Genomic DNA, 21,294 nt, shown 5'->3' on the forward strand with positions numbered 1-21,294 from the left:
CCGCGGCAAAGTCATCACCTCCCGCTGGCCCGAACCCACCCACGCCTCCGGCGCCTCCTACAACTTCCCCTCCAACTAGTCCTGGCGTTTTGGTGCCAACTGCCGAAAGAAGGATGACATGCCTACTACCGTGAAGGCCTATGTGGCCTCTTCTCCCACCTCGGAACTCACTCCTGGCACTGTGGAGCGGCGCGATCCCGGCGATTTCGATGTGCAGATTTCCATCAAGTACACCGGAATCTGCCACTCCGACATCCATGCCGCACGCGGAGACTGGGCCAGTAACTACCCCCTGGTGGTTGGCCACGAAATCGTCGGAGTGGTGGAAGCTGTCGGTCCAAAAGTCACCCGTCATTCGGTGGGGGACCGGGTGGGCGTGGGCTGTTTCGTCGACTCCTGCAGGGAATGCGTCAATTGCCGGGCAGGCGAGGAACAGTACTGCCTGCAAGGTGCAACGAGCACGTACAACTCTTTCGGCCGTGACGGGTTGCCCACCGCGGGCGGTTACAGCACAAGCATCGTGGTGGATGAGAATTACGTCGTTCGGATTCCCGATGGCATACCCCTCCCAGATGCGGCCCCGCTGTTGTGTGCGGGAATCACTATGTACGCCCCGCTGCGTAACTGGAAAGCCGGGCCAGGCAAGCGCGTCGCCATCATAGGAATGGGCGGACTTGGTCATATGGGGGTGAAGATCGCTGCGGCTTTGGGAGCCGAAGTCACTGTGCTCAGCCAATCGCTAAAGAAGCAGGAGGACGCCGTCAGGCTCGGCGCCAACAGCTACTACGCAACATCTGAGCCCGCGACCTTCGAATATCTGAAGGGCCAGCTGGATCTGATCATCAACACCGTCTCCGCGGACATCGATGTGGATGCCTATCTGTCCTTGCTTGCCTTGGACGGCACCATGGTCCTCGTGGGGCTGCCCTCCAAGCCCCTGAGCCAGCGCGCTTGGTCGCTGGTGGAATTCCGACGCAACCTCAGCGGGTCAAGGATGGGCGGGATCCGCCAAACACAAGAAATGCTGGACTTCTGCGCCGCCCACGGACTGGGAGCAGACGTGGAAGTCATTCACGCAAGCCAGATCAACGAAGCATTCGAACGGGTACTCGCCAGCGATGTCCGCTACCGCTTCGTCATCGACGCCACAACGTTCTGAGGCACTCCTGCTGAAGGGCAAATTATTACGAACGCCAAGAACGCCATTTCGCGGAAATACAGAGGTAAGGCTAACCTAAATAGTCTTCAATTTCCCACGTGCTTCCCGGGCACACTTAACAGGCGGTTCCATTGCGCAAACTCAGCCGATTCGCAGCCCTAGGTCTTGCGGCCCTCCTTGCCCTAACGGGTTGTGGTCTGAGTGGGGCCCAGACTGGTACCGCCGGGAAGGCCGCGGATACCAACCAGCGCATTGTGGTGGACAACTTCCGTGCACCCGTTGCCAACTGGGCGCTGGAATCCGACTCCGCGTACATCCTGTCGCTGTCCGGGTGCCTGGAGACGCTGACCAAGTACGACTCCGCCGAGGGCAAGGTGGTTCCGTTCCTGGCAACCGAATGGAAGCAGGTCTCACCGCTTGAGTGGGACTTCACCCTTCGCCAGGGCGTCAAGTTCCAGGACGGAACCGACCTCACTGCCGAGTCGGTGGCTGCGGCCCTTAACACCGTCCTCAAGGCCAAGGTCCCTGCCCGGGCGTTCAACCCGGGCATTGTCAGCGGTGTCAAGGCCATGGACGCCAAGACAGTTCGTGTGACAACTCCTGCGGAGAGCCCGCTGGTTCCCTTCCGACTTGCCAGCGTCAACACCGGCATCCTGTCACCGGCTGCTTACCAAGGCGCCACCGTGGACCCCTTCGGTCACTGCACCGGGCCGTTCGTTCCCGTGTCCGAGAAAGCCAAGCAGTCCCTGACGTTGGATCGCAACAAGAACTACTGGGGCGGCCAGGTGCAACTCGCTGGGGCCGAAGTCCGCTTCATCACCAACGGCGCCACCCGCGCAGCCCAGGTCCAAACCGGGGAAGCTGACATCTCCCTTTCAATCCCTGCCTCCGGCCTCTCCACGCTTAAGAACGCCTCCGAAGTTTCTGTTCTCAAAGCCAACTCACCCCGCACGGCGACGCTCTACATGAACAACGGACGTGCTCCCTTCAACAACGTCGACTTCCGCAAGGCCCTGCGGTCCGCACTGGATCTTGATGCCTTGGCGGCCAGCGTCTACGAGGGCGCAGCCCTCCCGGCAGCGGGACCGTTCGCACCCTCCGAACCGTGGGCTTCAGGCAAGGCAAGCCCACCCAAGCAAAACATTGAGGAAGCAAAGAAGCTCCTCGCCGAAGCTGGATACACCGCTGACAGGCCCCTGGAGATCATTGCGATCGTGGAACGGTCAGAATTCGCCGACGTCGCCACCGTGATCCAGGACAACCTCAAGAGCATTGGCGTCCCGGTAACTATCCAGGCCAAGGAATACGCCTCAGCTGAACCGGACGTTCTGGCCGGCAATTACGACATGATCCTCAGCCAGCGAAACAGGCTGATCGATATCGCTGATCCGATCGGCTTCCTCACCGCGGACTATACGTGCAAGGGCACCTACAACCTCAGCCACTTCTGCAACGAGGAGTATGACGCCACCATCGCTGAAGCGGCCAAGACGTCCAACACCGAGGAACGCTACAAGCTGTACGCCAAGGCCGGCGAGATCCTGGATGACCAGGCCGTGAACCTCTGGCTGGTCAATGAACAGGCAACAGACGCCATCCGCAGCAACGTCCTCGCCTACGTTCAGGATCCGCTGTCCCGTTACGTCCTGACAGCTCAGACCGCAAAGTCCGGCTCCTAGCAGCGAGCTGGGACAAACGAACCAAACCCGCATGATCACGTTCCTTGCGAAGCGGACGGCGACCCTCGTGGCCGCCGTCCTGCTGTCGTCTTTCGCCGTTTTCCTTATCCCCTATGTCACCCCGGGCGATCCGGTCCGCAAGATCATCCGTTCGCGGGTGGCCGGGGATGTCGTGGACGATTCCACTGTCCAGGCCCTCGGCCAAAGCCTGGGTCTCCACGATCCACTGCCTGTCCAGTACTTCCGCTGGCTCGGAGCTTTCTTCAGCGGCGACATGGGGTTGTCGCATATCAGCCGGACACCCGTTGTTGACCAGGTAATGCCCGCTCTTGGCATCACCCTCAGCCTGGTGATCGTGGCTCTGGGCATCGCGGTAATCGTTTCGCTGCCGTTGGGGATCGTTGCAGGACTGAAGCAAGGTGGAAAAGCCGACAAACTGATCACCACCATTACCCAGTCCTTCATCGCTATGCCCGAGTACTGGCTGGCGCCTCTCCTCGTCTTGGTTTTCGCACTCAAACTGTCCTTGCTGCCGTCAGCTGGCTGGAACACCACATCATCCATAGTCCTGCCAGCGGTAACCCTCGCCCTGCGACCCATCAGCTTCTTCACCTCAGCGGTGCGCTCCGGCATGATCGATGCTTTGGAAGCAGAGCACATTCAAGCCGCCAGGGCCCGCGGTCTCAGTCACGTCCAGACCATCATGCGGCATGTCATTCCCAACGGGCTGGTCCCGTTGTCCACTCTTTTCGCCGTATGGTTCGCGGGTCTCCTGGGAGGTTCGGTCATTGTGGAGGTCGTTTTCGCGATTCCGGGCATGGGACGGCTCCTTTACGACGCCGTGGTGAACAGCGATATTCCCCTGGCGCAGGGCGGTGTCGTCGTCGTGGTTGCATTGGCCGTAGCGATCACCACCCTCGCGGACTTCCTCCATCGGATCCTCAGCCCTAAGGTGAGTGGCGCCCTTGCGTAACCTCTCAGCGGTAGACAAGGCCGCCGTCGTCGTCCTCGCCATGGTGGTAGCCGCAGTAGCCGCCGCGCCCTGGCTGACGCCGTTCCCGCCGGACGAACAGAACCTTGCCGCGCGCCTTGCATCGCCAAGCGCCACTCATTGGCTGGGAACGGACCACCTTGGGCGGGACACGCTCAGCAGATTGCTCGACGGCGGTCGCTTCTCTTTGGTGGTGGCTGCACTTGCCACGGTGCTGACTGGACTCGTCGGCTTGGTGATCGGCGTGCTGAGTGCGCGCCGCAAGGGCTGGCTGGACGAGTTCTTTACGCGCACGAATGATGTCCTGCTCGCCTTGCCGGAGATGGTGGTGGCATTGTTCATCGTGGCTGCGATGGGAACTGGATTCTCGTCGTTGCTCGTGGCGCTCACGGTCACGGGATGGACCCCGTTTGCAAGGCTCGCGCGCACGCTTGCCTATGACGTGTCTGCACGCGGATTCGTTGAAGCGGCGCGCGTGGTGGGCTGTTCGCCGTCGTTCATCATTTTCCGCCACATACTTCCGCATCTGGCAGCGCCGATGCTGGGACAGGCGACGCTGCGGTTCGGGCAGCTCCTGATCAGCGTCGGAGCGCTGTCCTACCTTGGGCTGGGTGTCCAACCACCGCAATCTGACTGGGGCTCCATGGTGGCAGCGGCCCAACCCTACGCTGAGCGGGCTCCGTGGGGGATCATCGCCCCGGGACTTGCCATCTTCCTGGTGGCTCTCTGCGTCACCCTGATCGGCCAGCGGGCCTCCCGCCGGGCAGCAGACCCCGTAGATGTCCTCGTGGTGGAGGGCCAGCATGCCTGAGCTCGTCATCGAGGACCTGACCGTCCGCAGCACGGCCACCGAGCCCCCGATCCTGTCCAGAGTCAGCCTGACGGTCCGGCCGGGAGAGTTTGTTGCCCTCGTGGGAGGCTCGGGTTCGGGAAAGACCATGACTGCCAAGTCCGTCCTGCAGTTATTGCCGGAGCCGCTGCGGATTGAGTCCGGGTCCATCCGACTTGGCCCGCTGGATGTGACCAATGTGCCGGAAACAGAGTTGAATCGCATCCGAGGTGGCCGGCTCGGGATGCTGTTCCAGCAGCCCAAGAGGATGTTTAATCCGAACAAGACCATCCGCAAGCACCTGAAGGAACCCCTGAAACTCCACGCAGGCCTCGCAGGCAAGCCCGCGGATACGAAGGTGCTTGAACTGCTCGCAGAGGTTGGCTTCGAAGATCCGGAATGGGGCGCGCAGGCCTACCCGCACCAGCTTTCCGGTGGAATGGCTCAACGGGCAATGACAGCCATGGCGTTGGCTGGCCAACCCGAAATCCTGCTGGCAGACGAGCCCACCTCCGCCCTGGACAAAGTGCTGGAAAGCCAGATCCTTGAATTGCTGGACCGTGAGCGCAGGCAGCGTGGGCTGGGCATCCTCTACATCACCCACAACCTGGCGTCTGTGGCAGCCTTCGCGGACAGGGTCCTGGTGATGGACGCCGGGAAGATCGTGGAGTCCGGCACCACGGAGGCCGTTTTGGGCAGCCCCAAAACCGCCTACACGCGGAAGCTCCTGGACGCATCAAACCTGTTGCCCACGAGCATCACGGACGTCACGCCGCAGGGGCGTAGCGTGCTGACCCTTACGAACGTCGTCAAACACTTCGGGCCTGGTAAGCGCTTGGGGATGGGCAAGCGTTTTGGGATGGGCAAGCGTTTTGGGCTGGGAAATGCTGATCGGCCCGCGTTGAACTCGGTTTCGCTAGCACTTAAGCAGGGCGAGATCCTTGGTGTCCTCGGCCAATCCGGATCCGGGAAAAGCACGCTCGCCAGGGCAATCGTCGGGCTGGAAGGACTCAGCGGCGGTAGCATCACCCGCACCCTGGCGGCAGGAGAGATCGGCCCGCCCACCGCCGTGCAGTTGGTCTTCCAGGAACCCCACGATTCCTTCGACCCCCGCATGACGCTTCGCGCCAGCCTTGAGGCTCCCCTCCGCCGGCACGCTGGGCTTTCGTCCGCCGAAAGGTCGCAGCGGCTTCAGGACGCCATGAAGGAAGTAGAACTGGACCCGTGCCTGCTGGACAGGCGCCCGGGACAATGCTCCGGTGGCCAACTGCAGCGCGTCACGATTGCCCGGGCACTCCTGTTGGAACCCGAGGTCCTCATCTGCGACGAAGCGACGTCGGCCCTGGACGCCCTTACCCAGCGAACCATTCTTGACCTGCTGCAGCGGCTGCACCGGGACAGGGGATTGTCGCTGATGATCATCACCCACGACATGGACGTGGTGCGGCACATGTGCCAACGCGTAGCCGTACTCTTTCAGGGCCGCCTGGTGGAACTCACCGACACCCACAAGTTCTTCGCGGAGCCCCAGCACGAGCACAGCAGGGATCTGGTGTCAGCAGCGATTCCCTGCCGGGGACTGCATCTTAAGAAGATGCGCGCGGCGAGCTAGAAGAAGATCCGCGCGGCTAGCTGGCAGTCATCCCGAGTACAGCCCGATCAGCAACTCCACGATCCGCCCGCGCTCCTGCGGCGGATCCTTCGTGGACCACGCGAGGTAGACGGACACCGGCGGGGCGTCGCGCACCGGACGGTAGATGATGCCCCGGCGTCGATATTGGTGGGCAGTGGACGCGGCAGTCATGCCGCGCGCCGCCCCGCTGCCAATCGTCGTCAACCAATCATCCACATCATTAATGGGTACGATGTCCGGCCGCTCCTCCTGCGCCCACAGCTCAAGAGTTGTGCTTCCCGTCCGCAAGTCCATGGCCACGGGCCGTTGGGCCACCTGCGCCATGGTTACGGAACGTCGCGCTGCGAGGGGATCGTCCGAGGACATTGCACAGTACCGCTTCTCCTCGCCAATCCGGACGTGCTCGACGCCGGCCGCATCCGGAAGGCGTCGAAGGATCGCCAAGTCGGTGGTTCCCTCGGCGAGGCCGCCGGTAGGGGAGTTGGAGTGCAGGAGCTGCAGCTCCACGCCCGGGATCGCGACCGCCCATCGGCGCTGGAACTCCATGGTGTGCTCGCCTAAAGCGGACCACGCATAGCCGATCCGGATCTTTCCAGTACCGGACCGGGCCTCCCTTTCGAGATCGCCAAGAAGTGAGAGGACCCGCCGTGCCTTGGCTACTACGCGCTCGCCGGAGGGAGTCAGGCCCACGCTGCGGGTGGTCCGTTCCAGGAGCCGCACCCCGAGAACCTGTTCCAGCCCGGAGATGTTGCGTGAAACGGCCGCTTGGGACATTCCCAGGCCAATGGCGGCATCGGTGAATGTGCCCTCCTCGACTACAGCCAGGAGGCACCGTAGTTGCCTCACCTCGACGTCCATACCGTCCATCTTATTCATACGCCCATCGCATAAATAGCCTCGTCCATGCATTTAGCGGATAGCCGGTCCAAGCGCAGAATTTCCCCATGATCGATACGAGGGCAGTGGGAGTAAAGCCGTCCCGGAAGGCCGGTGGCGCGGCGACCCTCCTGGCCAGCGCACTTTCCAACCAGCTTGGCGCCGCTACGGCATCATTCGCCTTTCCTGTCATGGGACCCGTAGGTGTGGTGGCGGTGCGACAGCTGGTGGCGGCTGCCGTTCTCTTGCCTATCGTCCGGCCCCGGTTGAGGGAATTGAGCTGGCGGCAATGGTGGCCTGTCCTTCTGCTCGCCGTCTCGTTCGGCACCATGAATCTTGGCCTGTATGCGTCTATCCAACGGATCGGCCTTGGACTTGCCGTCACCCTTGAGTTCCTTGGGCCGCTGGCCGTGGCGTTGATCAGCTCGCGACGAAAGAGCAGTGCGCTCTGCGCAGTGGTCGCTGCGTTTGGCGTCCTGGCCATCACCCGGCCCGAAGCATCCATGGACCTTGTCGGGATCGGCTTGGGGCTCATCGCCGCTTGCAGTTGGGCCGCCTACATCCTCCTGAACCGGACCGTCGGTAAAAGAGTGCAGGGAATTCAGGGCACAGCAGCCGCAACAGGAGTGTCGGCCACGCTGTTCCTGCCGGTCGCCGTCGTGGTTTTCATCAGTCAACCAGTGGACGGCTTGGCTGTTCTCTGCGCCGTGGCAGCCGGAATCTTCGCATCCGTGCTGCCTTACGTGGCCGATCTGATCGCGCTTCGACGGGTCCCCGCGAACATGTTCGGCGTGCTCATGAGCATCAACCCTGTGTTTGCTGCAGTCATCGGTGCCGTGGTCCTGCATCAGGACCTGGCCGCGGGGCAGTGGGTGGGAATCGGGCTGATCGTCGCCGCCAACGCCGGGGTGTTGCTGCTGCGGGAGCACAACCCAACTGAGTCGCATTAGAGCGCGTTTAGAGCAGTCTAAACGCGCTCAGCTGCGACTCAGTTGGGAGAGAACGCGGCGCGGAAGGCTGACAACGCTGCGTCGCCCGCTTGGATGCCCTGACCCCCGATCGCACTGGCCTCCATGCCGATCACTCCGGTGTACCCGGCGTCGCGGAGTGCTTTGGCAATGGCCGGGTAGTTGATCTCGCCTGTCCCTGGTTCGAAGCGGCCCGGCACGTCGGCAACCTGGATCTCGCCCGTAAAAGGCTGGGCTGAGCGCACGAGTTCAATAAGGTTCCCCTCGCCGATCTGGGCGTGGTAGAGATCCAGCATCATCTTCACGTTGGGGTGGTTCACAGCCCTGACCATTTCCAGTGTGTCCTTGGCGCGTGCCAAGGGAATGCCGGGGTGGTCCAGGATCGTATTCAGATTTTCCAGGGCAAACACGATGCCGTGCTTTTGGCCCAGCTCAGCCAGCTGTTCCAAAGTTCGGAGGCCGGTCAACCACATCCCGCCGGTGGACCGGTGGGCGGGACGGACAGCCCGCCCGCCTTCACCGAGTTCACTTGGGTGAACCACCATGCGTTCGACGCCCAGCTCAAGTGCTGTGGGGATCAACTTTTCGGCAGAGGCCAGTACTTCATGCGCAGTACTGGAATCGATGACGCTGCCGCCGAAGTAGCCACTCATGGAGGAGAACCTGGCTCCGGTTGCTGCGAGTGCTGCGATGTCCCGGCCACGGGTGTCCCAAAGCTCCACCTCGAAACCTTGATCGTGAATGCGGCGCACACGATCGATTAATGGCAGCTCGCCGTAGACCATCTCGGCGCATACCGCCAAGCGGAAGCTCATGCTCCCTGCCCCGCGGTCTGAAGCTGTGCTATTGAAGGCGTTTCGGCTGGACTAAGGTCGGCAATCGAGGAAACATCAACGGGAAGCCCCGTCTGCGCTGACGTGAAAGCGGCCAAGGCAACCGCCAGGGCGTTGCGTGCATCCACGCCCCCGGGAGCAGCTACAGCGGCGGGCGGGTTTGCCGGCGTCGTGCGTTGGTTGACTCTGCCCCGGCGTGCGGCGACATCGTCCGCGAAGTGGGCCAGCTCTGCCGTATAGGCATCGTGGAAGAGGTCGATGTTCAGGCGGGTGGTGTCTGACCCGATGCCGGCGGCTGTGTAGCTGGTGGCGTTGGTGGCCTGTGGACTGCCGGCGGTGACCATGCCGGCGGAGCCGAACACCTCGCCGCGGACGTCGTAACCGTAGAGGGCGTTGAAGTTGGCTTCTGCTACAGCGATGGCACCGTTGCTGTAAGTGACAGTGACAACCGCAGTGTCCAGGAGGCCGCCAGCCTTGGCTTCGGGAGCAACCAAAGCATCCGCGACTGCATGGACTTTCACGGGGACCGCGCCCGGATTCAGCCAGTTCAGGGTGTCGAAGTCGTGAATGAGGGTTTCCAGGAAGATGGTGCCCGGGGCAATCCTCTCCGGGTTGCTGATGCCCGCTTCGGTACCGGGATCGCGAGTGAGGGAGCGGAGCAGCTGCGGGACTCCGACTACGCCGTCGTCGATCAGCTTCCGGGCCGCGGCGAAATCGTTGGAGTAGCGGCGGTTGAAACCGAAACGGAGCACGACGCCGGCACTCTCCGCCGCTTCAATGGCGGAGTCGAGTTCGGCGATAGTCCGTCCGCCGGGCTTCTCGCAGAACACGTCCTTCCCGGCTTTGGCGGCAGCGGCGATCAGCTCGGAATGGAACCTCAGGGGAGTGGCGATAAGTACTGCGTCCACGTCGGGATCGGCGAGGACGTCGGCAACATCGGTGCTGATTTTGGTGACGCCGAGGCGGCTTGCGAGGGCTTCCACAGCGGGTAGGACTGGATCAGCGATGGCTTCCAACCGTACATTCGGGATCCTCAGGGCGATGGACCCGGCGTGGAATGCGCCGATCCATCCGGCGCCGATCACGGCGATGCGGACAGGCCGGTCCTCGATGACCGGGTGCTGAAGATACGTCATTGTTGTTCCTCGATTCAGGCTTCTAGAACGATCTAGTGAAGCAATGCTCGCACGCGGGGTCCGCTGATGTCTAGATCGTTCTAGTTCCGTGTCTTGCTGCACTCCGGCTAGGTGTCGTCGTTCCGTCGGGCACGTGCATGAGGAAGATGACGCCCGAAGGCCAGCCTGATGAGCGGGGTCAGCAACAGGAGCAGCAGGACGCTGCCAACGCCAACAATGCCGGCAAGGAAAACGAGGCCGGCCATGAACAGGAGGTGGATGTCAGTTGCATCGGCAAGCGGTAGGGCAGCCGATAATGCCGATACCTGGTTGAGGGTGTTCATATGTGGCTCCTGCCGCGCATCAGTCAGTTGCTCGTTCCAACACCTGTTAAGTGCGCCGGGTAGAAGAAAAATGTCACCGTTACGGCAACGCTTTCGGGGGGCTGAAGATTATTCGAAAAGCCCGCGTCACGTTTACGCAGGTCAGAGCACATATCCAGTGCCCAAGTCGTTGTAGCGCGTAATGTGCCGTTGCCCTTTTCGGTACATGTCCGCGGACAACGCTGAGTTGGCAGTGATGGATGTGGTGGGTTCTGGGGCCCACCCGGGGCGCCGTCACTGCGAAAACCGGGCTAGTGCGGTCGGTCGTCTGAGTCGCGGCCGGCCGCACGTCTGGGGCAGGAGCCTATTATGCCGTGGGCGTCTTAGATCGTTCTATAGACTGGCTGCGGGCAAAGGAGGGCCATGATGGGAAAACGTCCCACACTGATGGATGTGGCTGAAGCGGCCGGGGTTTCCCGTGCGCTCGTTTCCATCGTGATGCGGGACGCTCCTGGAGCCTCTGAAGCCACGCGGCTTAAAGTCCAGCAAGCGGCCAAGGAACTCGGCTACCGTCCCGATAGTCGTGCACGGCTTCTCCGCAGCAGCCGGACGAGGCTCCTGGGCGTCAGCTTTTCCACTTCTCACCCGTTCCACGCCGAAATCGTCGACGCCGCATACGCCGGAGCAACTGTCCGCGGCTACGATATCGCGCTGAGCGCAGTGGCCAACGGCCGGCCGGAATCGCGTGCCGTCGAATCTCTCCTGGATCTGGGCTGTGAAGCCCTGATCATGATTTCTCCAACGCTGGGGGAGGACGAGCTGGCTGGCTATGCCGCAAGGCTCCCAGTGGTCAGCCTGCTCCGTGACGACGTCGGCGTGTCCCTGGACTCGGTCAGCAGCGATGACGACGCCGGTATCCGCATCGCGCTGGAATATCTCACTTCGCTGGGGCATCAGAGAATTGCCCACGTGGACGGTGGGGACGCTGTCTCGAGTCCCCAACGCCGCGAAGCATTCCGGGCAGGGATGGCTGGCCGGGGGCTCGAATCCCGGGTGGTTCCCGGTGGCGCCACTGAAGAAGACGGGCTCCGGGCCGGTCGAGAGCTTCTGGAGGACCTGCCCACCGCCGTCCTTGCCTTCAACGATCGCTGCGCACTCGGCATCTGGGAAAGCTTCCGGGCCGCTGGGCTCAGGGTCCCTGAGGATGTGTCCGTCCTGGGTTACGACGATAGCCAGTTCGCCCGCCTTAGCTACGTCCAGTTGTCCTCCGTCAGCCAGGACGCCTCGCTCCTGGCGCGGGCCGCCGTCGACCGTGCCATCGATCGTCTGGAAGGCTCGACGCCGCCTGCGCACCTTGTACGGACACCGCACTTGGTCATCCGCAACACCACAGGGCCTGCCCCGAAGTGAGCCGCGCGGTTGGCTCGGTGGCTTCCTGACCTACTTTGCGGGCCAAAAGTGCACTTTTCCGGCGATCTGGGCCCCTTTTGTCTCAATGAAGGTCAGGAAGCCACGCACATTCGCGCACTCCAACGGCCGGTCTGCCCCAAAAGGCGACCAGCGGTAAGTGCGGGAGGAGCCGGAGTTATGAAGCGCCCGACGCCGGGGCGTCGTCGTCGAAGTCGGGGCCCTCGGCAGCATCCTGGCTGTGGATGCCGGTATCGTGCGAAACCCAGCCTTCCGTTTCTCCCTCTGCAGGAGCGTCGGTGTGGTGCCGGATGATGTGTTCTGCCTTGTTGTTTGCGTTCATTACGGATACTCCCTGTCCTTGCTTGGACTGCTTCCGTGAGTGCACCCAAGTCTACGCCGGGTGGGCTCTCTTGAGAGGCCCGCTCTGCGCTGAATCCTCGCCCGGAAACGCGCAGAACAGGCCTCTTAACGGGCGCATACAAAGCTGGCTGTGGCATAGGCTGAACGCAGTAGTTCTCCGCGAAACGACTAACTGCCAAGCAGAGGTGAAGATGCCCAAGCGACCCAACCCGGCGGTGAAAATCGCCCAAGAGACAGCCCATAACGCAGTATTCGACGCCCAAGGCAACACCAAGCCGGGCGTACACAATGTCTTGCTGCGCGCCGTCGAAATCCAGCGGCCAATTGTCCTGGCAAATCTGCGCAGAATGCAGCGCAGGCATCCAAAAGCGACACCGGTGCAGCTTGCCGCAAAACTGGAGCGCGACTACCTGACCGCCATCACAGGCGGGGGAGCTGCCGTGGGGGCCACCGCCGTCGTACCCGGTATCGGAACTGCAGCTTCGCTGGGTCTCTCCGCCCTTGCCACGGTCGGGTTTCTGGAGACGACCGCGCTCTATGCATCAACGCTGGCGGAGCTCCACGGCATCCGGCTGACGGATCCGGAACGGGCAAGAACGATGGTCATGGCCATCATGCTCGGCGAGGAAGGCACATCGCTGCTGGGCGCCCTCAGCGGCCAGTCCCTGGGACGAGGCAAGGGCGTGACCAATGCCTGGGGCAAGACGCTCACCAAGAAGATTCCGGGCAGCGGTTTCGGCGTTATCCGCGATGCCATCCAGCGCGCGTTCCTGAAGAACCTCTTGAAGCGGCAAGGCTCTGCCTTCCTCGGGCGGGCCCTGCCGTTTGGCGTGGGTGCCGTGGTGGGTGGTGCCGGCAACCTGATGATGGGCCGGGCTGTCATCGCAACTGCCAAGGAAGCCTTTGGACCGCTGCCCGATACGATCCCCGGCGAACTGCTCGCATCCACCAACGAGACCAACAACAACCTGATGCTGGAAGGCGGTAACAGTGGACCTCAACGCTGATCTGGGGGAGTCGTTCGGCTCCTGGACCATGGGCGACGACGCTTCGATGTTCCGCATCGTGAGCAGCGCCAACGTGGCCTGCGGTTTCCACGCAGGAGATCCCCTGACCATGCTGGACAGCTGCCGTGCCGCGTTCGAACTGGACGTCCGCGTTGGCGCGCATGTGGGCTATCGGGACCTGGCCGGCTTTGGACGGCGCTCGCTGGACATGACCTTCGACGAACTGTTCGGCGATGTCCTCTACCAACTCGGCGCCCTGGACGGGATGGCCCATGCAGTGGGGGCTTCAGTGGACTACGTCAAACCGCACGGAGCGCTGTACAACAGGATCGTCCACGATCCCGACCAAGCTGAGGCCGTGGTTGCTGCAGTCCACGCCTACGATCCCGGGCTGCCGGTGCTGGGATTGCCGGGCTCGGCGTGGCTGAAGCTGGCCGAGGAATCCGGACACCCGGTCTTCCGGGAAGCATTCGTGGACAGGGCGTACCTTCCGGACGGCACGCTGGTCCCGCGATCCGAGGAAGGCGCAGTGCTGCACGATCCCGCCGCGGTGGTTGCCCAGGCTGTTCGCCTCGCGACGCGCAAAGAAGTGGTAGCCGTGGACGGAACGGTTGTTCCGGTAAGTGCCGATTCCCTCTGCATCCATGGTGATACCCCGGGCGCTGTGAACATGGCCGCGGCCGTTCGGGCAGGCTTGGAGGAGGCTGGGGTGCAGATTGATGCGTTCGCCTAGTTTGGTCTGGAACGCACCTTGAAGAGGAGGTTCTAAATGGGTGCCGTTGCTGTTGACCCGGGCCCCTTGACCCTGGCCGTTGCACCTGACCAGGCACTGGACCGCGCTTCCCTGCACCTTGCCAACGCACTGCTGGGCAACCCTGACTCTGCGGCCGGCTTGGAAATACTTCTGGGTGGTCTCCGGCTCCGGTTCGTCACGGCCTCGGCTCTGTCCGTCACCGGCGCGGAAGGCGTGGTCAAGCTCAACGGCTCCGAACTACCCTTCAACAAGGCTATTCGCGTCAGCCCCGGGGCGGTGTTGGAGTTTGGGCCGGCGATGTTCGGGATCCGGTACTACCTGGCCGTTCAGGGCGGCATCGAACCCCAAGCGGAACCCCTTCGCGCCAGCGGCACACTGACTTTCAGGCGCTCCCACGGCAACAATATTCCGATCGAGAACCACGCCCCGCGTCGAGCCTTGGACCCCGAACGTCCGGTGGTGGCCCGAGTACAGCGCGGTCCGCAAGCCCAAAATTACGACGCCGGTACCTGGCTTCGGCTGACCAGCGAACCCTGGATCCTCTCGCCGGAATCGGACCGTGTAGGTGCCCGGTTGGTGGGTTGCCCACTTGAGGCCGCTGGGCGGGCTGGCAACGCGGATCCGGCCACGACTCCAGCACCCCAAGCACAACCGTTGCTGTCAGGCTCAGTCCTGCTGCCGCCGTCGGGCTTTCCCGTCATTGCACTGGCTGGGCACCCGCCGACGAGCAAGTCCCCCGTGATCGCAGTTGTTCGCGACGAAGATCTGGACCTGCTGGGCCAAGCGCGTCCTGGACAGATGGTTCATTTGCTGGGGTGAGCCGCCTTTCCTAGCCAAACAGCAGGTGCGCCACGGTGAAGATCGCGAGGCCGGCCAGGGCACCCACAACGGTTCCGTTGATGCGGATGTACTGGAGGTCCTTGCCCACCTGCAGCTCGATCTTCTGGGATGTTTCCTCGGCATCCCAGCGCGCCACCGTGTCTGAAATGACGCCTGCAATGTCCGAGCGGTAGGTGTTCACGAGGTAGCCCGCGGCGTCACCGATCCACGCGTTGATTTTCCCGGCGAGTTCGTCGTCGTTGACCAGCCGCGAACCGAAGTCCCGGACGGCGCTCTTGAACCGCTGGCTGAGTTCGCTGTCCGGATCGTCGACGGCGGTGAGCAGCGCATTCTTCACTGTTCCCCAGGTGCGCGAGGCCAGTTCCCGGACTTCAGGATCGCCAAGGATCTGGGCCTTGATAGTCTCGGCCCGCTCGATCATGGCCGGATCATGCTGCAGGTCCTGCGCCAGGTCCGTCAGGTAAGCGTCGATCGATTTGCGCACTTGATGGTTCTGGTCATTTTGCACCGCGCGTACGAACTTCAGGAGCTCTACGTAGACCTTGTCGCTCACCAGCCCGTCCACGAACGTCGGCACCCACACCGGTGAACGGTCCGAAACCAGCCGGTTGACGGTTGCATGGTTGGCATCCATCCAATCGGCGGCACGGTCAACCAGCAGGTCCACCAGCTTGTGGTGGTGGCCATCTGCAAAGATGCGTTCGGCCATCCGACCCACGGGCGGTCCCCACGGCGGGGTGAGCAGGTGCTTGCGGACCATGCCTTCGATGACCGCCTGCACGTCGTCGTCATTCAGCACGGTGAACGCGCCCCGGATCAACGCGCCGCCTTCCTTGGCCACGCGTTCGGCACCTCCGGGCCCGGACAGCCAACGGCCCGCTTTACGGGCAACGTCAATGCTCGCCAACTTGTCCTGCACAACCTCCTGGGACAGGAAATTGCTCTCCACGAACTCACTCAGTGATTCGCCGATCTGGTCCTTGCGGCGCGGAATGATGGCTGTATGCGGGATCTTCAAGCCCATGGGGTACTTGAACAGCGCCGTGACCGCAAACCAGTCAGCCAAAGCGCCCACCATGCCACCCTCGGCCGCAGCCCTCACATACTCAAGCCACGGGTACTGCTTCTGGAAAGCGAACGCCACCATGAACACAATGGCCATGCCTATCAACAGCGCCAGGGCCAGCCGTTTCATGCGGCGCAGCGCTGCTGCCTTTTCCTGGTCTCCGGCAGAACGGCCGACGACGGCGGGCCCCGGTTGAGCGGCTCCGGAAGCTGTCGCTGGGGCTGGCTGGGCGTGGTTGGTGACGTCTTCGGCTGGGATTTGTTCAGAGTTCACCTGCATTAGCCCAGCGTAGCCCCGTGCGTGCAGCCGCGTGGGCTACGGTGGCTGCATGACTAGCGACGACTCCGCCCCTCGCCGGCCCAAGGTCTATGCACACCGCGGTGCCAGTGCTGCATTCGCGGAACACACACGTGCGGCATACCTTAAGGCGATTGCGGACGGAGCTGACGGCGTTGAGTGCGACGTTCACTTGACCCGGGACCAGCACGTCGTCCTTCTGCATGATGCCAACCTGGACCGCACTTCCACCGGCACCGGACCGGTCTCGGAGAAGACGCTCGAGGAACTCCGGGCCTTGGACTTCTCCTCCTGGAAGGGCGCCCGGATACCCGACGCGTACGGCGGAATCGCTGACCAATTCCTTACCTTGCCGGAACTCCTGGCCATTCTGCGTGGCGCCGGGCGCGAGATTGGTTTGGCGATTGAGCTCAAGCACCCCAGCCCCTACCAGCTCAACCTTGAGGACCGGGTTATCGAGCTGCTGCTCAGTGAGGGATGGACGCCCGGGGAGTCCCGCCTGGAGAACATCCAGGTTTCCTTCATGAGCTTCGATTCCGACTCGATCCAGCACCTGCTGACCAAGGTCCCGCCCCAGCACGTTTGCCAATTGGTGGACAATTTCTCGGTGCAGGAGCTTCGGCAAGAACTGGGCCTGGGGCCGATCACGGCAGGTGCGGTGGCCAACGTCATGAAGGCAACGCAGCTGGACGCCGAACGCGTTTTGGATCTCGGTGAGGTAGGAATCGCCGGACCGGGCATCGACTACGTGCGGGAACACGCCAGCAACGTCCAACGGTGGTTGGAATCCGGCAGGGTGTTCAGGGTCTGGACCGTGGACTCGGAGAACGACGTAGCTCTGTGCCAGGGGCTGGGCATCCATGAGATCACCACCAACAAACCCGCGCAGGTCTTGGCACAGCTTCAGGTCCCAAGCAGATAACACCGAACTTTGGGCCCCACCGCGCTTGTGATTGAGTGGTCTCATGTCATTCCGCTGGTCAGCCCGTGCCACCCAAACCACTTCTGCAATCGGTCTGAGCGCACTTCTCCTGGCCAGTGCCATGAAGCATTTCCGCACACCTGGGTTCTACTACCCGGTTGTGCCCGAATACTTGTGCCGCAGCGACGAGCCGGGGAGCCAGCCAAATGGTCCCCTGGCTCTTATGTCCCGTGAGGAATGGGTCGCCTCCAGCGGCCTGCTCGAGGCGACTGCCGCCGTCGGGCTCCTCATCCCCGCCACCCGAAAAGTGGCTGCGGACGCCACGACAGCCATGTTTACCGTATTCCTTGCAGGGCATATTGATGCTCTCCGCCGTGCATACGGTCCCGACGGCACGCCCAGCCAACGACGCGTCCACACGCTGAGATTGCCGCTTCAGGTTCCGCTCATCCTGTGGTCATGGAGCCTGCGGAAGTGAGTGGAGGTCCAGCAGTTCCCTTGAAACTCAGGGATTCGCCAGCTTTCAAGATTGCCCTGTCGCTGAGCATTGCCACGGGCCTTTATGGGGTGTCCTTCGGCGCCCTTTCTGTGGCGTCAGGCTTCGATTTCTGGCAAACAATGGTGCTGAGCCTCTTGCTGTTCAGTGGGGGCTCACAGTTCGCGTTCATCGGAGTAGTGGCCGGTGGCGGATCCGGCGTGGCAGCCATGACGGCCAGCGCTTTGCTCGGACTGCGTAACGGCATATATGGCATGCAGATCAATGCAATGCTGCGTCCACGTGGATGGCGTCGCTACATCTCAGCCCATGTCACCATCGATGAGTCAACTGCGACGGCGTCCGGACAGTCGGACCCCGACGAGCAACGCCGCGGGTTTTGGACTGCCGGCATCGGAATATTCATTCTTTGGAATATCTTCACTGCCATCGGCGCCTTGGCCGGTGATGCGATGGGTGATCCCAAGCAGTGGGGCCTGGACGGCGCCGCGGTTGCTGCGTTCCTGGCGTTGCTGTGGCCGAGGCTGAAGGGACGCGAACCCTGGGCCATAGCCGCTGCCTGTGCTCTTGCGACCATCCTCGCCGTGCCGTTTGTTCCTTCGGGAGTTCCCATTCTGGTGGCTGCGCTGGTGGCCGGTGTGATCGGTTGGTTCAGCCACGCACGGATGGATGAAGGACTCGAGCCGGACGTAGATCCATACGCAGAAAAGCGAGAGCACGGGCATGGACACAGCCGCAGCGGGAACGGGGGAGACCAGTGAACCTCTGGCTCTGGATACTCATCGCCTGCGCGCTTGCCTACCTCACCAAACTGGTGGGCTACTTTGTCCCGGCCGAGCTGCTGCAGAGCCCCAAGATCATGCACATCGCAGGCACTATGACCATTGGGTTGTTGGCGTCCCTCACCGTGGTGAATGCCCTCGCGTCCGGACAAGGTCTGGTGTTGGACGCCCGCATCGGCGCACTGGCGGCGGCCGCCGTCGCTCTTTGGCTACGCGCGCCGTTCCTGGTGGTGGTTATTTCCGGTGCTGCCGCAGCGGCACTGCTGAGGCTGCTCGGCTGGGGCTAGAAGTTAGACGTCCTCCGTCAGGGTCACGCCTGGGATGGGTGATTGTTCGGGGAGTGGGCGGGACGGACGTTCGGTCCGGATGGCGTCTTCAATGAGCGCCACTGGACGTTTCCAGGCTTCGGATCCAGGTTCCATGGTGTCCACGGCGCCGATCAGCATGGCAACGAGACGGACCATGTCCTCGATGGTGATATCGCGACGCAGCGAACCCTGGCCCTGACCGCGTTCGAGGAGCGTGGCCATGGAGCCGATGAGGCCGCCGGTAATGCCCATGAGGAGTCCGCGTCGGCCTGCGACGGCGTCAAGCAGGTTGGCGTCTTCGCTCGCCACCCGCATGACGGCATCGATGATATTGATGAGACCCTCGGCGGCATCCATGCCTTCGAGGGATGCGTCCGCAACAGGATCCACGTGCTGGCGGAGTTGGCGGGAGAGCGCCGCAAGTACCAATTGTTCTTTATCGGAGAAGTTGCGGAACAGCGTAGCCGGACCAACTCCTGCCGTGGCGGCGATGGTCTGCAGGGGAACTTCGGGGCCGTGTTCCCGGAAGCACTGCCGTGCTGCGGTGATGATTTTGTCCACATTTCGTGCAGCGTCGGCCCTGAGGGGCTTGCGTTCAGAGGGCTGTTCCATGCTTGTCAGGGTAGCAACGGACCGCGGTTGACCCCTTGTTACGCGGGAGTAGGGCGTTATGTGACAAACCAGTACGTGAAACACTGGATTTCATGTTGCTTGCATTCTCAGTCGCCCCTTCAGGCCAGCCCGCATCCGCCGCCAACGGCGGACCCACCCCCGATGCCTCCGTGCACGACGCCGTGGCTGCCGCGGTCAAGATCGTCCGGGAGTCCGGATTGCCGAACCAGACGGACTCCATGTTCACCACCATCGAAGGCGAATGGGATGAAGTCTTTGACGTCGTTAAGCGGGCGACGGAGGCTGTGGGTCGCTTTGGCAGCCGCGTCTCCTTGGTGATCAAGGCGGACATCCGGCCCGGTTACAGCGGTGAGCTGACCGGCAAGGTAGAACGTCTGGAAGAGGCCATCTCCACCACGGACTAGCTCTTTCCCCTGCCAGTGACCAGTGCAAGACTGGGGGCCATGATTGAACACGTGGCTGAACCCGGTTGGATTGACGTCGAGCATTACCTGACTGACGTCGTCGTGCGTCCTGATCCGGCCCACAAACGCGCCCTGACATCTGCAGCCGAGGCGGGCATGCCGCAGATCGAAGTGGCGCCGAACGCCGGCAAGATGCTCAAGATGCTCGTGCAGTTGTCCGGAGCCAAGCATGTCCTGGAAATTGGTACGTTGGCTGGATTCAGCAGTATCTGGGTGGCCCAGGGACTTCCCGACGACGGCAGGCTGGTGACGTGCGAGTACCTCCAAAAGCATGCTGACGTCGCGCGGGCGAATGTGGACGCTGCGGGAGTGGGGCACAAAGTGGACATCAGGGTGGGCGCCGCTTTGGACACGCTTCCTACGTTGGTGGGCGAGGAATCGTTCGATTTTGTGTTCATCGACGCGGATAAGGAAAACGACGCCAACTACCTTGACTGGGCCATCCGTCTTGGCCACCCGGGAACGGTGATCGTGATCGACAACGTCATCTGGGACGGTTCCATCCTGGAGCCTTCACGGGACGAGGTAAACGCGCCGGGCATCGTCAAGGCCCTGGAAATGCTGGGCCAGGACCCGCGTCTTGATGCCACCGCAATCCAAACTGTGGGCAGCAAGGGCTGGGATGGTTTCGCTATCGCCAGGGTGCGGTAGCCGATGGATTTCACGCTGCGCCCGGCAACGGTTGACGACGCCGAAGCCATGACCATCATGCATGTCCAGTCGTGGCGGGAGAGTTATGGGCATTTGCTGCCGCCGGAATTCTTCGCGAAGCAGGAAGCTGCCCTGCCGGACAGGATCGAGCGGTACAGGGCGTCGATCTCGGCAGGCCATCCGCGGATGCTGGCGCATGATCCCGATGGTGAATTGGTAGGAATCGCGGCTTCAGGACCGGGAAGGGACGAGGACAGCCCCTGCGACCAGGAGCTGTTCATGCTCTACACCCTCAGACGGATTCATGGCCGCGGCGTGGGTCAGGCGCTGTTGGACGCGCTCCTGGGTGATGGTCCGGCCTACCTGTGGGTCCTCGATGATAATCCGCGCGCCCAGGCCTTTTACCGCCGCAACGGCTTCGTGCCCGACGGCAAGCGGCAGCTTTGCGACCCCTCGTGGTACTCACTTCCGGAACACCGGATGGTGCGGCCCGGCGTCGGGCTTTAATTTCTCTGAAGGCCCAGCTGTCAGGCGTTGGGCGTTGCCCGCTGATGGTGGCGTGGCCTGGGACGCCTGGCTGCGTGTGGCTTGGGCAGGAGATGCCGTAGCCGTCCTTGGCGGGCTCCCGGTGACGGTGCCGTGTTGCCGGTTCGTTCGGCCTCGGGGGGTTCCTCCAGGATGCTGGGCGGTTTGGGCACCCTGGCAATCAGCAGGCAGACCACGGTCAACCACGCGAACGCGACTGTAAACACCTCCACCCAAACCGATCCCAAAGCTTCCATGAAGAGATCTTATGGCCCAATGACACCAAATGGTAAGCATCCTTATGAAATGCTCAGATGGAACGCGATGATGCGCCGCTCCACTAGGCTTGAGCTATGAGTCAGGCAGGGCGGTT

At 62.6% G+C, this 21,294-nt stretch carries 25 protein-coding genes; 17 read left to right on the forward strand and 8 right to left on the reverse strand.

The window, feature by feature from the left end:
* Positions 1-118: 118 nt before the first annotated feature.
* The 5 genes from ACFX4T_RS24280 to ACFX4T_RS24300 all read left to right on the forward strand — a co-directional run bounded on the left by ACFX4T_RS24280 (position 119) and on the right by ACFX4T_RS24300 (position 6,270).
* The gene (locus tag ACFX4T_RS24280) at positions 119-1,159 is read left to right on the forward strand and encodes an NAD(P)-dependent alcohol dehydrogenase (RefSeq protein ID WP_223947650.1); all 1,041 of its coding nucleotides are present in this window, start codon (positions 119-121) and stop codon (positions 1,157-1,159) included.
* Between the two features lie 131 nt (positions 1,160-1,290).
* Positions 1,291-2,838, forward strand: coding sequence for an ABC transporter substrate-binding protein (locus ACFX4T_RS24285; protein ID WP_377654855.1), 1,548 nt, complete (start codon positions 1,291-1,293; stop codon positions 2,836-2,838).
* Between the two features lie 31 nt (positions 2,839-2,869).
* Entirely contained in the window at positions 2,870-3,811 is a 942-nt protein-coding gene (locus ACFX4T_RS24290) for an ABC transporter permease (RefSeq protein WP_223947652.1), read from the forward strand.
* A complete protein-coding gene (locus ACFX4T_RS24295; RefSeq protein WP_377654857.1) occupies positions 3,795-4,640 on the forward strand; it encodes an ABC transporter permease in 846 nt (281 codons plus the stop codon). Before ACFX4T_RS24290 ends, ACFX4T_RS24295 begins: the two co-directional genes overlap by 17 nt.
* Positions 4,633-6,270 carry an ATP-binding cassette domain-containing protein gene (locus tag ACFX4T_RS24300; protein WP_377654859.1) on the forward strand — a complete coding sequence of 546 codons (1,638 nt, stop codon included), beginning with the start codon at positions 4,633-4,635 and terminating at the stop codon, positions 6,268-6,270. The genes ACFX4T_RS24295 and ACFX4T_RS24300 overlap by 8 nt, the downstream gene beginning before the upstream one ends.
* 27 nt (positions 6,271-6,297) lie before the next feature.
* Here the strand turns inward: ACFX4T_RS24300 and ACFX4T_RS24305 are convergent, their stop codons facing one another.
* Positions 6,298-7,167, reverse strand: coding sequence for a LysR family transcriptional regulator (locus ACFX4T_RS24305; RefSeq protein WP_377654861.1), 870 nt, complete (start codon positions 7,165-7,167; stop codon positions 6,298-6,300).
* 68 nt (positions 7,168-7,235) lie between these two features.
* On the opposite strand from ACFX4T_RS24305, the gene ACFX4T_RS24310 reads away from it, so the two are divergent.
* Complete coding sequence (locus tag ACFX4T_RS24310) at positions 7,236-8,117, forward strand: DMT family transporter (RefSeq protein WP_377654863.1); 882 nt, start codon at positions 7,236-7,238, stop codon at positions 8,115-8,117.
* Between the two features lie 38 nt (positions 8,118-8,155).
* On the opposite strand, the gene ACFX4T_RS24315 is transcribed toward ACFX4T_RS24310, so the two are convergent.
* The 3 genes from ACFX4T_RS24315 to ACFX4T_RS24325 form a co-directional block, all read right to left on the reverse strand.
* Positions 8,156-8,950: a TIM barrel protein gene (locus ACFX4T_RS24315; RefSeq protein ID WP_216922409.1), complete on the reverse strand. Its 795-nt coding sequence runs from the start codon at positions 8,948-8,950 to the stop codon at positions 8,156-8,158.
* Positions 8,947-10,104 carry a Gfo/Idh/MocA family oxidoreductase gene (locus ACFX4T_RS24320; protein WP_377654866.1) on the reverse strand — a complete coding sequence of 386 codons (1,158 nt, stop codon included), beginning with the start codon at positions 10,102-10,104 and terminating at the stop codon, positions 8,947-8,949. Before ACFX4T_RS24320 ends, ACFX4T_RS24315 begins: the two co-directional genes overlap by 4 nt.
* Positions 10,105-10,211: 107 nt before the next feature.
* Positions 10,212-10,427: a hypothetical protein gene (locus tag ACFX4T_RS24325; RefSeq protein ID WP_223947659.1), complete on the reverse strand. Its 216-nt coding sequence runs from the start codon at positions 10,425-10,427 to the stop codon at positions 10,212-10,214.
* Positions 10,428-10,829: 402 nt separating this feature from the next.
* Here ACFX4T_RS24325 and ACFX4T_RS24330 point away from each other — a divergent pair, with 402 nt between their 5' ends.
* Positions 10,830-11,816: a LacI family DNA-binding transcriptional regulator gene (locus tag ACFX4T_RS24330; protein ID WP_377654869.1), complete on the forward strand. Its 987-nt coding sequence runs from the start codon at positions 10,830-10,832 to the stop codon at positions 11,814-11,816.
* 175 nt (positions 11,817-11,991) lie between these two features.
* Here the strand turns inward: ACFX4T_RS24330 and ACFX4T_RS24335 are convergent, their stop codons facing one another.
* A complete protein-coding gene (locus tag ACFX4T_RS24335; protein ID WP_216922401.1) occupies positions 11,992-12,156 on the reverse strand; it encodes a hypothetical protein in 165 nt (54 codons plus the stop codon).
* A gap of 211 nt (positions 12,157-12,367) precedes the next feature.
* On the opposite strand from ACFX4T_RS24335, the gene ACFX4T_RS24340 reads away from it, so the two are divergent.
* From ACFX4T_RS24340 to ACFX4T_RS24350, 3 genes are read left to right on the forward strand one after another with little or no spacing between them, the layout of a single operon-like run.
* Complete coding sequence (locus tag ACFX4T_RS24340; RefSeq protein ID WP_377654871.1) at positions 12,368-13,183, forward strand: hypothetical protein; 816 nt, start codon at positions 12,368-12,370, stop codon at positions 13,181-13,183.
* Entirely contained in the window at positions 13,167-13,916 is a 750-nt protein-coding gene (locus ACFX4T_RS24345) for a LamB/YcsF family protein (RefSeq protein WP_377654873.1), read from the forward strand. Before ACFX4T_RS24340 ends, ACFX4T_RS24345 begins: the two co-directional genes overlap by 17 nt.
* Before the next feature lie 36 nt (positions 13,917-13,952).
* Complete coding sequence (locus ACFX4T_RS24350; RefSeq protein WP_377654875.1) at positions 13,953-14,756, forward strand: allophanate hydrolase; 804 nt, start codon at positions 13,953-13,955, stop codon at positions 14,754-14,756.
* Between the two features lie 10 nt (positions 14,757-14,766).
* On the opposite strand, the gene ACFX4T_RS24355 is transcribed toward ACFX4T_RS24350, so the two are convergent.
* A complete protein-coding gene (locus ACFX4T_RS24355; protein ID WP_377654877.1) occupies positions 14,767-16,122 on the reverse strand; it encodes a DUF445 domain-containing protein in 1,356 nt (451 codons plus the stop codon).
* Positions 16,123-16,171: 49 nt separating this feature from the next.
* Between ACFX4T_RS24355 and ACFX4T_RS24360 the strand changes: the two genes are divergently transcribed.
* The 4 genes from ACFX4T_RS24360 to ACFX4T_RS24375 are packed head-to-tail and all read left to right on the forward strand — an operon-like array spanning position 16,172 to position 18,627.
* Positions 16,172-17,062 (forward strand): glycerophosphodiester phosphodiesterase, encoded by an 891-nt coding sequence (locus tag ACFX4T_RS24360; RefSeq protein WP_377654879.1) that lies wholly within the window; start codon positions 16,172-16,174, stop codon positions 17,060-17,062.
* Positions 17,063-17,105: 43 nt separating this feature from the next.
* Positions 17,106-17,540 carry a hypothetical protein gene (locus tag ACFX4T_RS24365; RefSeq protein ID WP_216922389.1) on the forward strand — a complete coding sequence of 145 codons (435 nt, stop codon included), beginning with the start codon at positions 17,106-17,108 and terminating at the stop codon, positions 17,538-17,540.
* A complete protein-coding gene (locus ACFX4T_RS24370) occupies positions 17,522-18,319 on the forward strand; it encodes an AzlC family ABC transporter permease (RefSeq protein ID WP_377654881.1) in 798 nt (265 codons plus the stop codon). Before ACFX4T_RS24365 ends, ACFX4T_RS24370 begins: the two co-directional genes overlap by 19 nt.
* Complete coding sequence (locus ACFX4T_RS24375; RefSeq protein ID WP_377654884.1) at positions 18,316-18,627, forward strand: AzlD domain-containing protein; 312 nt, start codon at positions 18,316-18,318, stop codon at positions 18,625-18,627. The genes ACFX4T_RS24370 and ACFX4T_RS24375 overlap by 4 nt, the downstream gene beginning before the upstream one ends.
* Before the next feature lie 3 nt (positions 18,628-18,630).
* Here ACFX4T_RS24375 and ACFX4T_RS24380 read toward each other — a convergent pair whose 3' ends face one another.
* Positions 18,631-19,260 carry a TetR/AcrR family transcriptional regulator gene (locus ACFX4T_RS24380; RefSeq protein WP_216922383.1) on the reverse strand — a complete coding sequence of 210 codons (630 nt, stop codon included), beginning with the start codon at positions 19,258-19,260 and terminating at the stop codon, positions 18,631-18,633.
* A gap of 92 nt (positions 19,261-19,352) precedes the next feature.
* Between ACFX4T_RS24380 and ACFX4T_RS24385 the strand changes: the two genes are divergently transcribed.
* The 3 genes from ACFX4T_RS24385 to ACFX4T_RS24395 are packed head-to-tail and all read left to right on the forward strand — an operon-like array spanning position 19,353 to position 20,903.
* On the forward strand, positions 19,353-19,685 hold the full coding sequence (locus ACFX4T_RS24385; protein WP_377654886.1) for an MTH1187 family thiamine-binding protein: 333 nt from the start codon (positions 19,353-19,355) through the stop codon (positions 19,683-19,685).
* Positions 19,686-19,724: 39 nt separating this feature from the next.
* Positions 19,725-20,396 (forward strand): O-methyltransferase, encoded by a 672-nt coding sequence (locus ACFX4T_RS24390; RefSeq protein WP_377654888.1) that lies wholly within the window; start codon positions 19,725-19,727, stop codon positions 20,394-20,396.
* 3 nt (positions 20,397-20,399) lie between these two features.
* Complete coding sequence (locus ACFX4T_RS24395; protein ID WP_377654890.1) at positions 20,400-20,903, forward strand: GNAT family N-acetyltransferase; 504 nt, start codon at positions 20,400-20,402, stop codon at positions 20,901-20,903.
* Positions 20,904-20,923: 20 nt separating this feature from the next.
* Here the strand turns inward: ACFX4T_RS24395 and ACFX4T_RS24400 are convergent, their stop codons facing one another.
* On the reverse strand, positions 20,924-21,178 hold the full coding sequence (locus ACFX4T_RS24400; protein WP_377654892.1) for a hypothetical protein: 255 nt from the start codon (positions 21,176-21,178) through the stop codon (positions 20,924-20,926).
* Positions 21,179-21,294 lie beyond the last annotated feature (116 nt).

This window comes from Paenarthrobacter sp. YIM B13468, from assembly GCF_042788025.1.
Classification (GTDB): Bacteria; Actinomycetota; Actinomycetes; order Actinomycetales; family Micrococcaceae; genus Arthrobacter; species Arthrobacter aromaticivorans.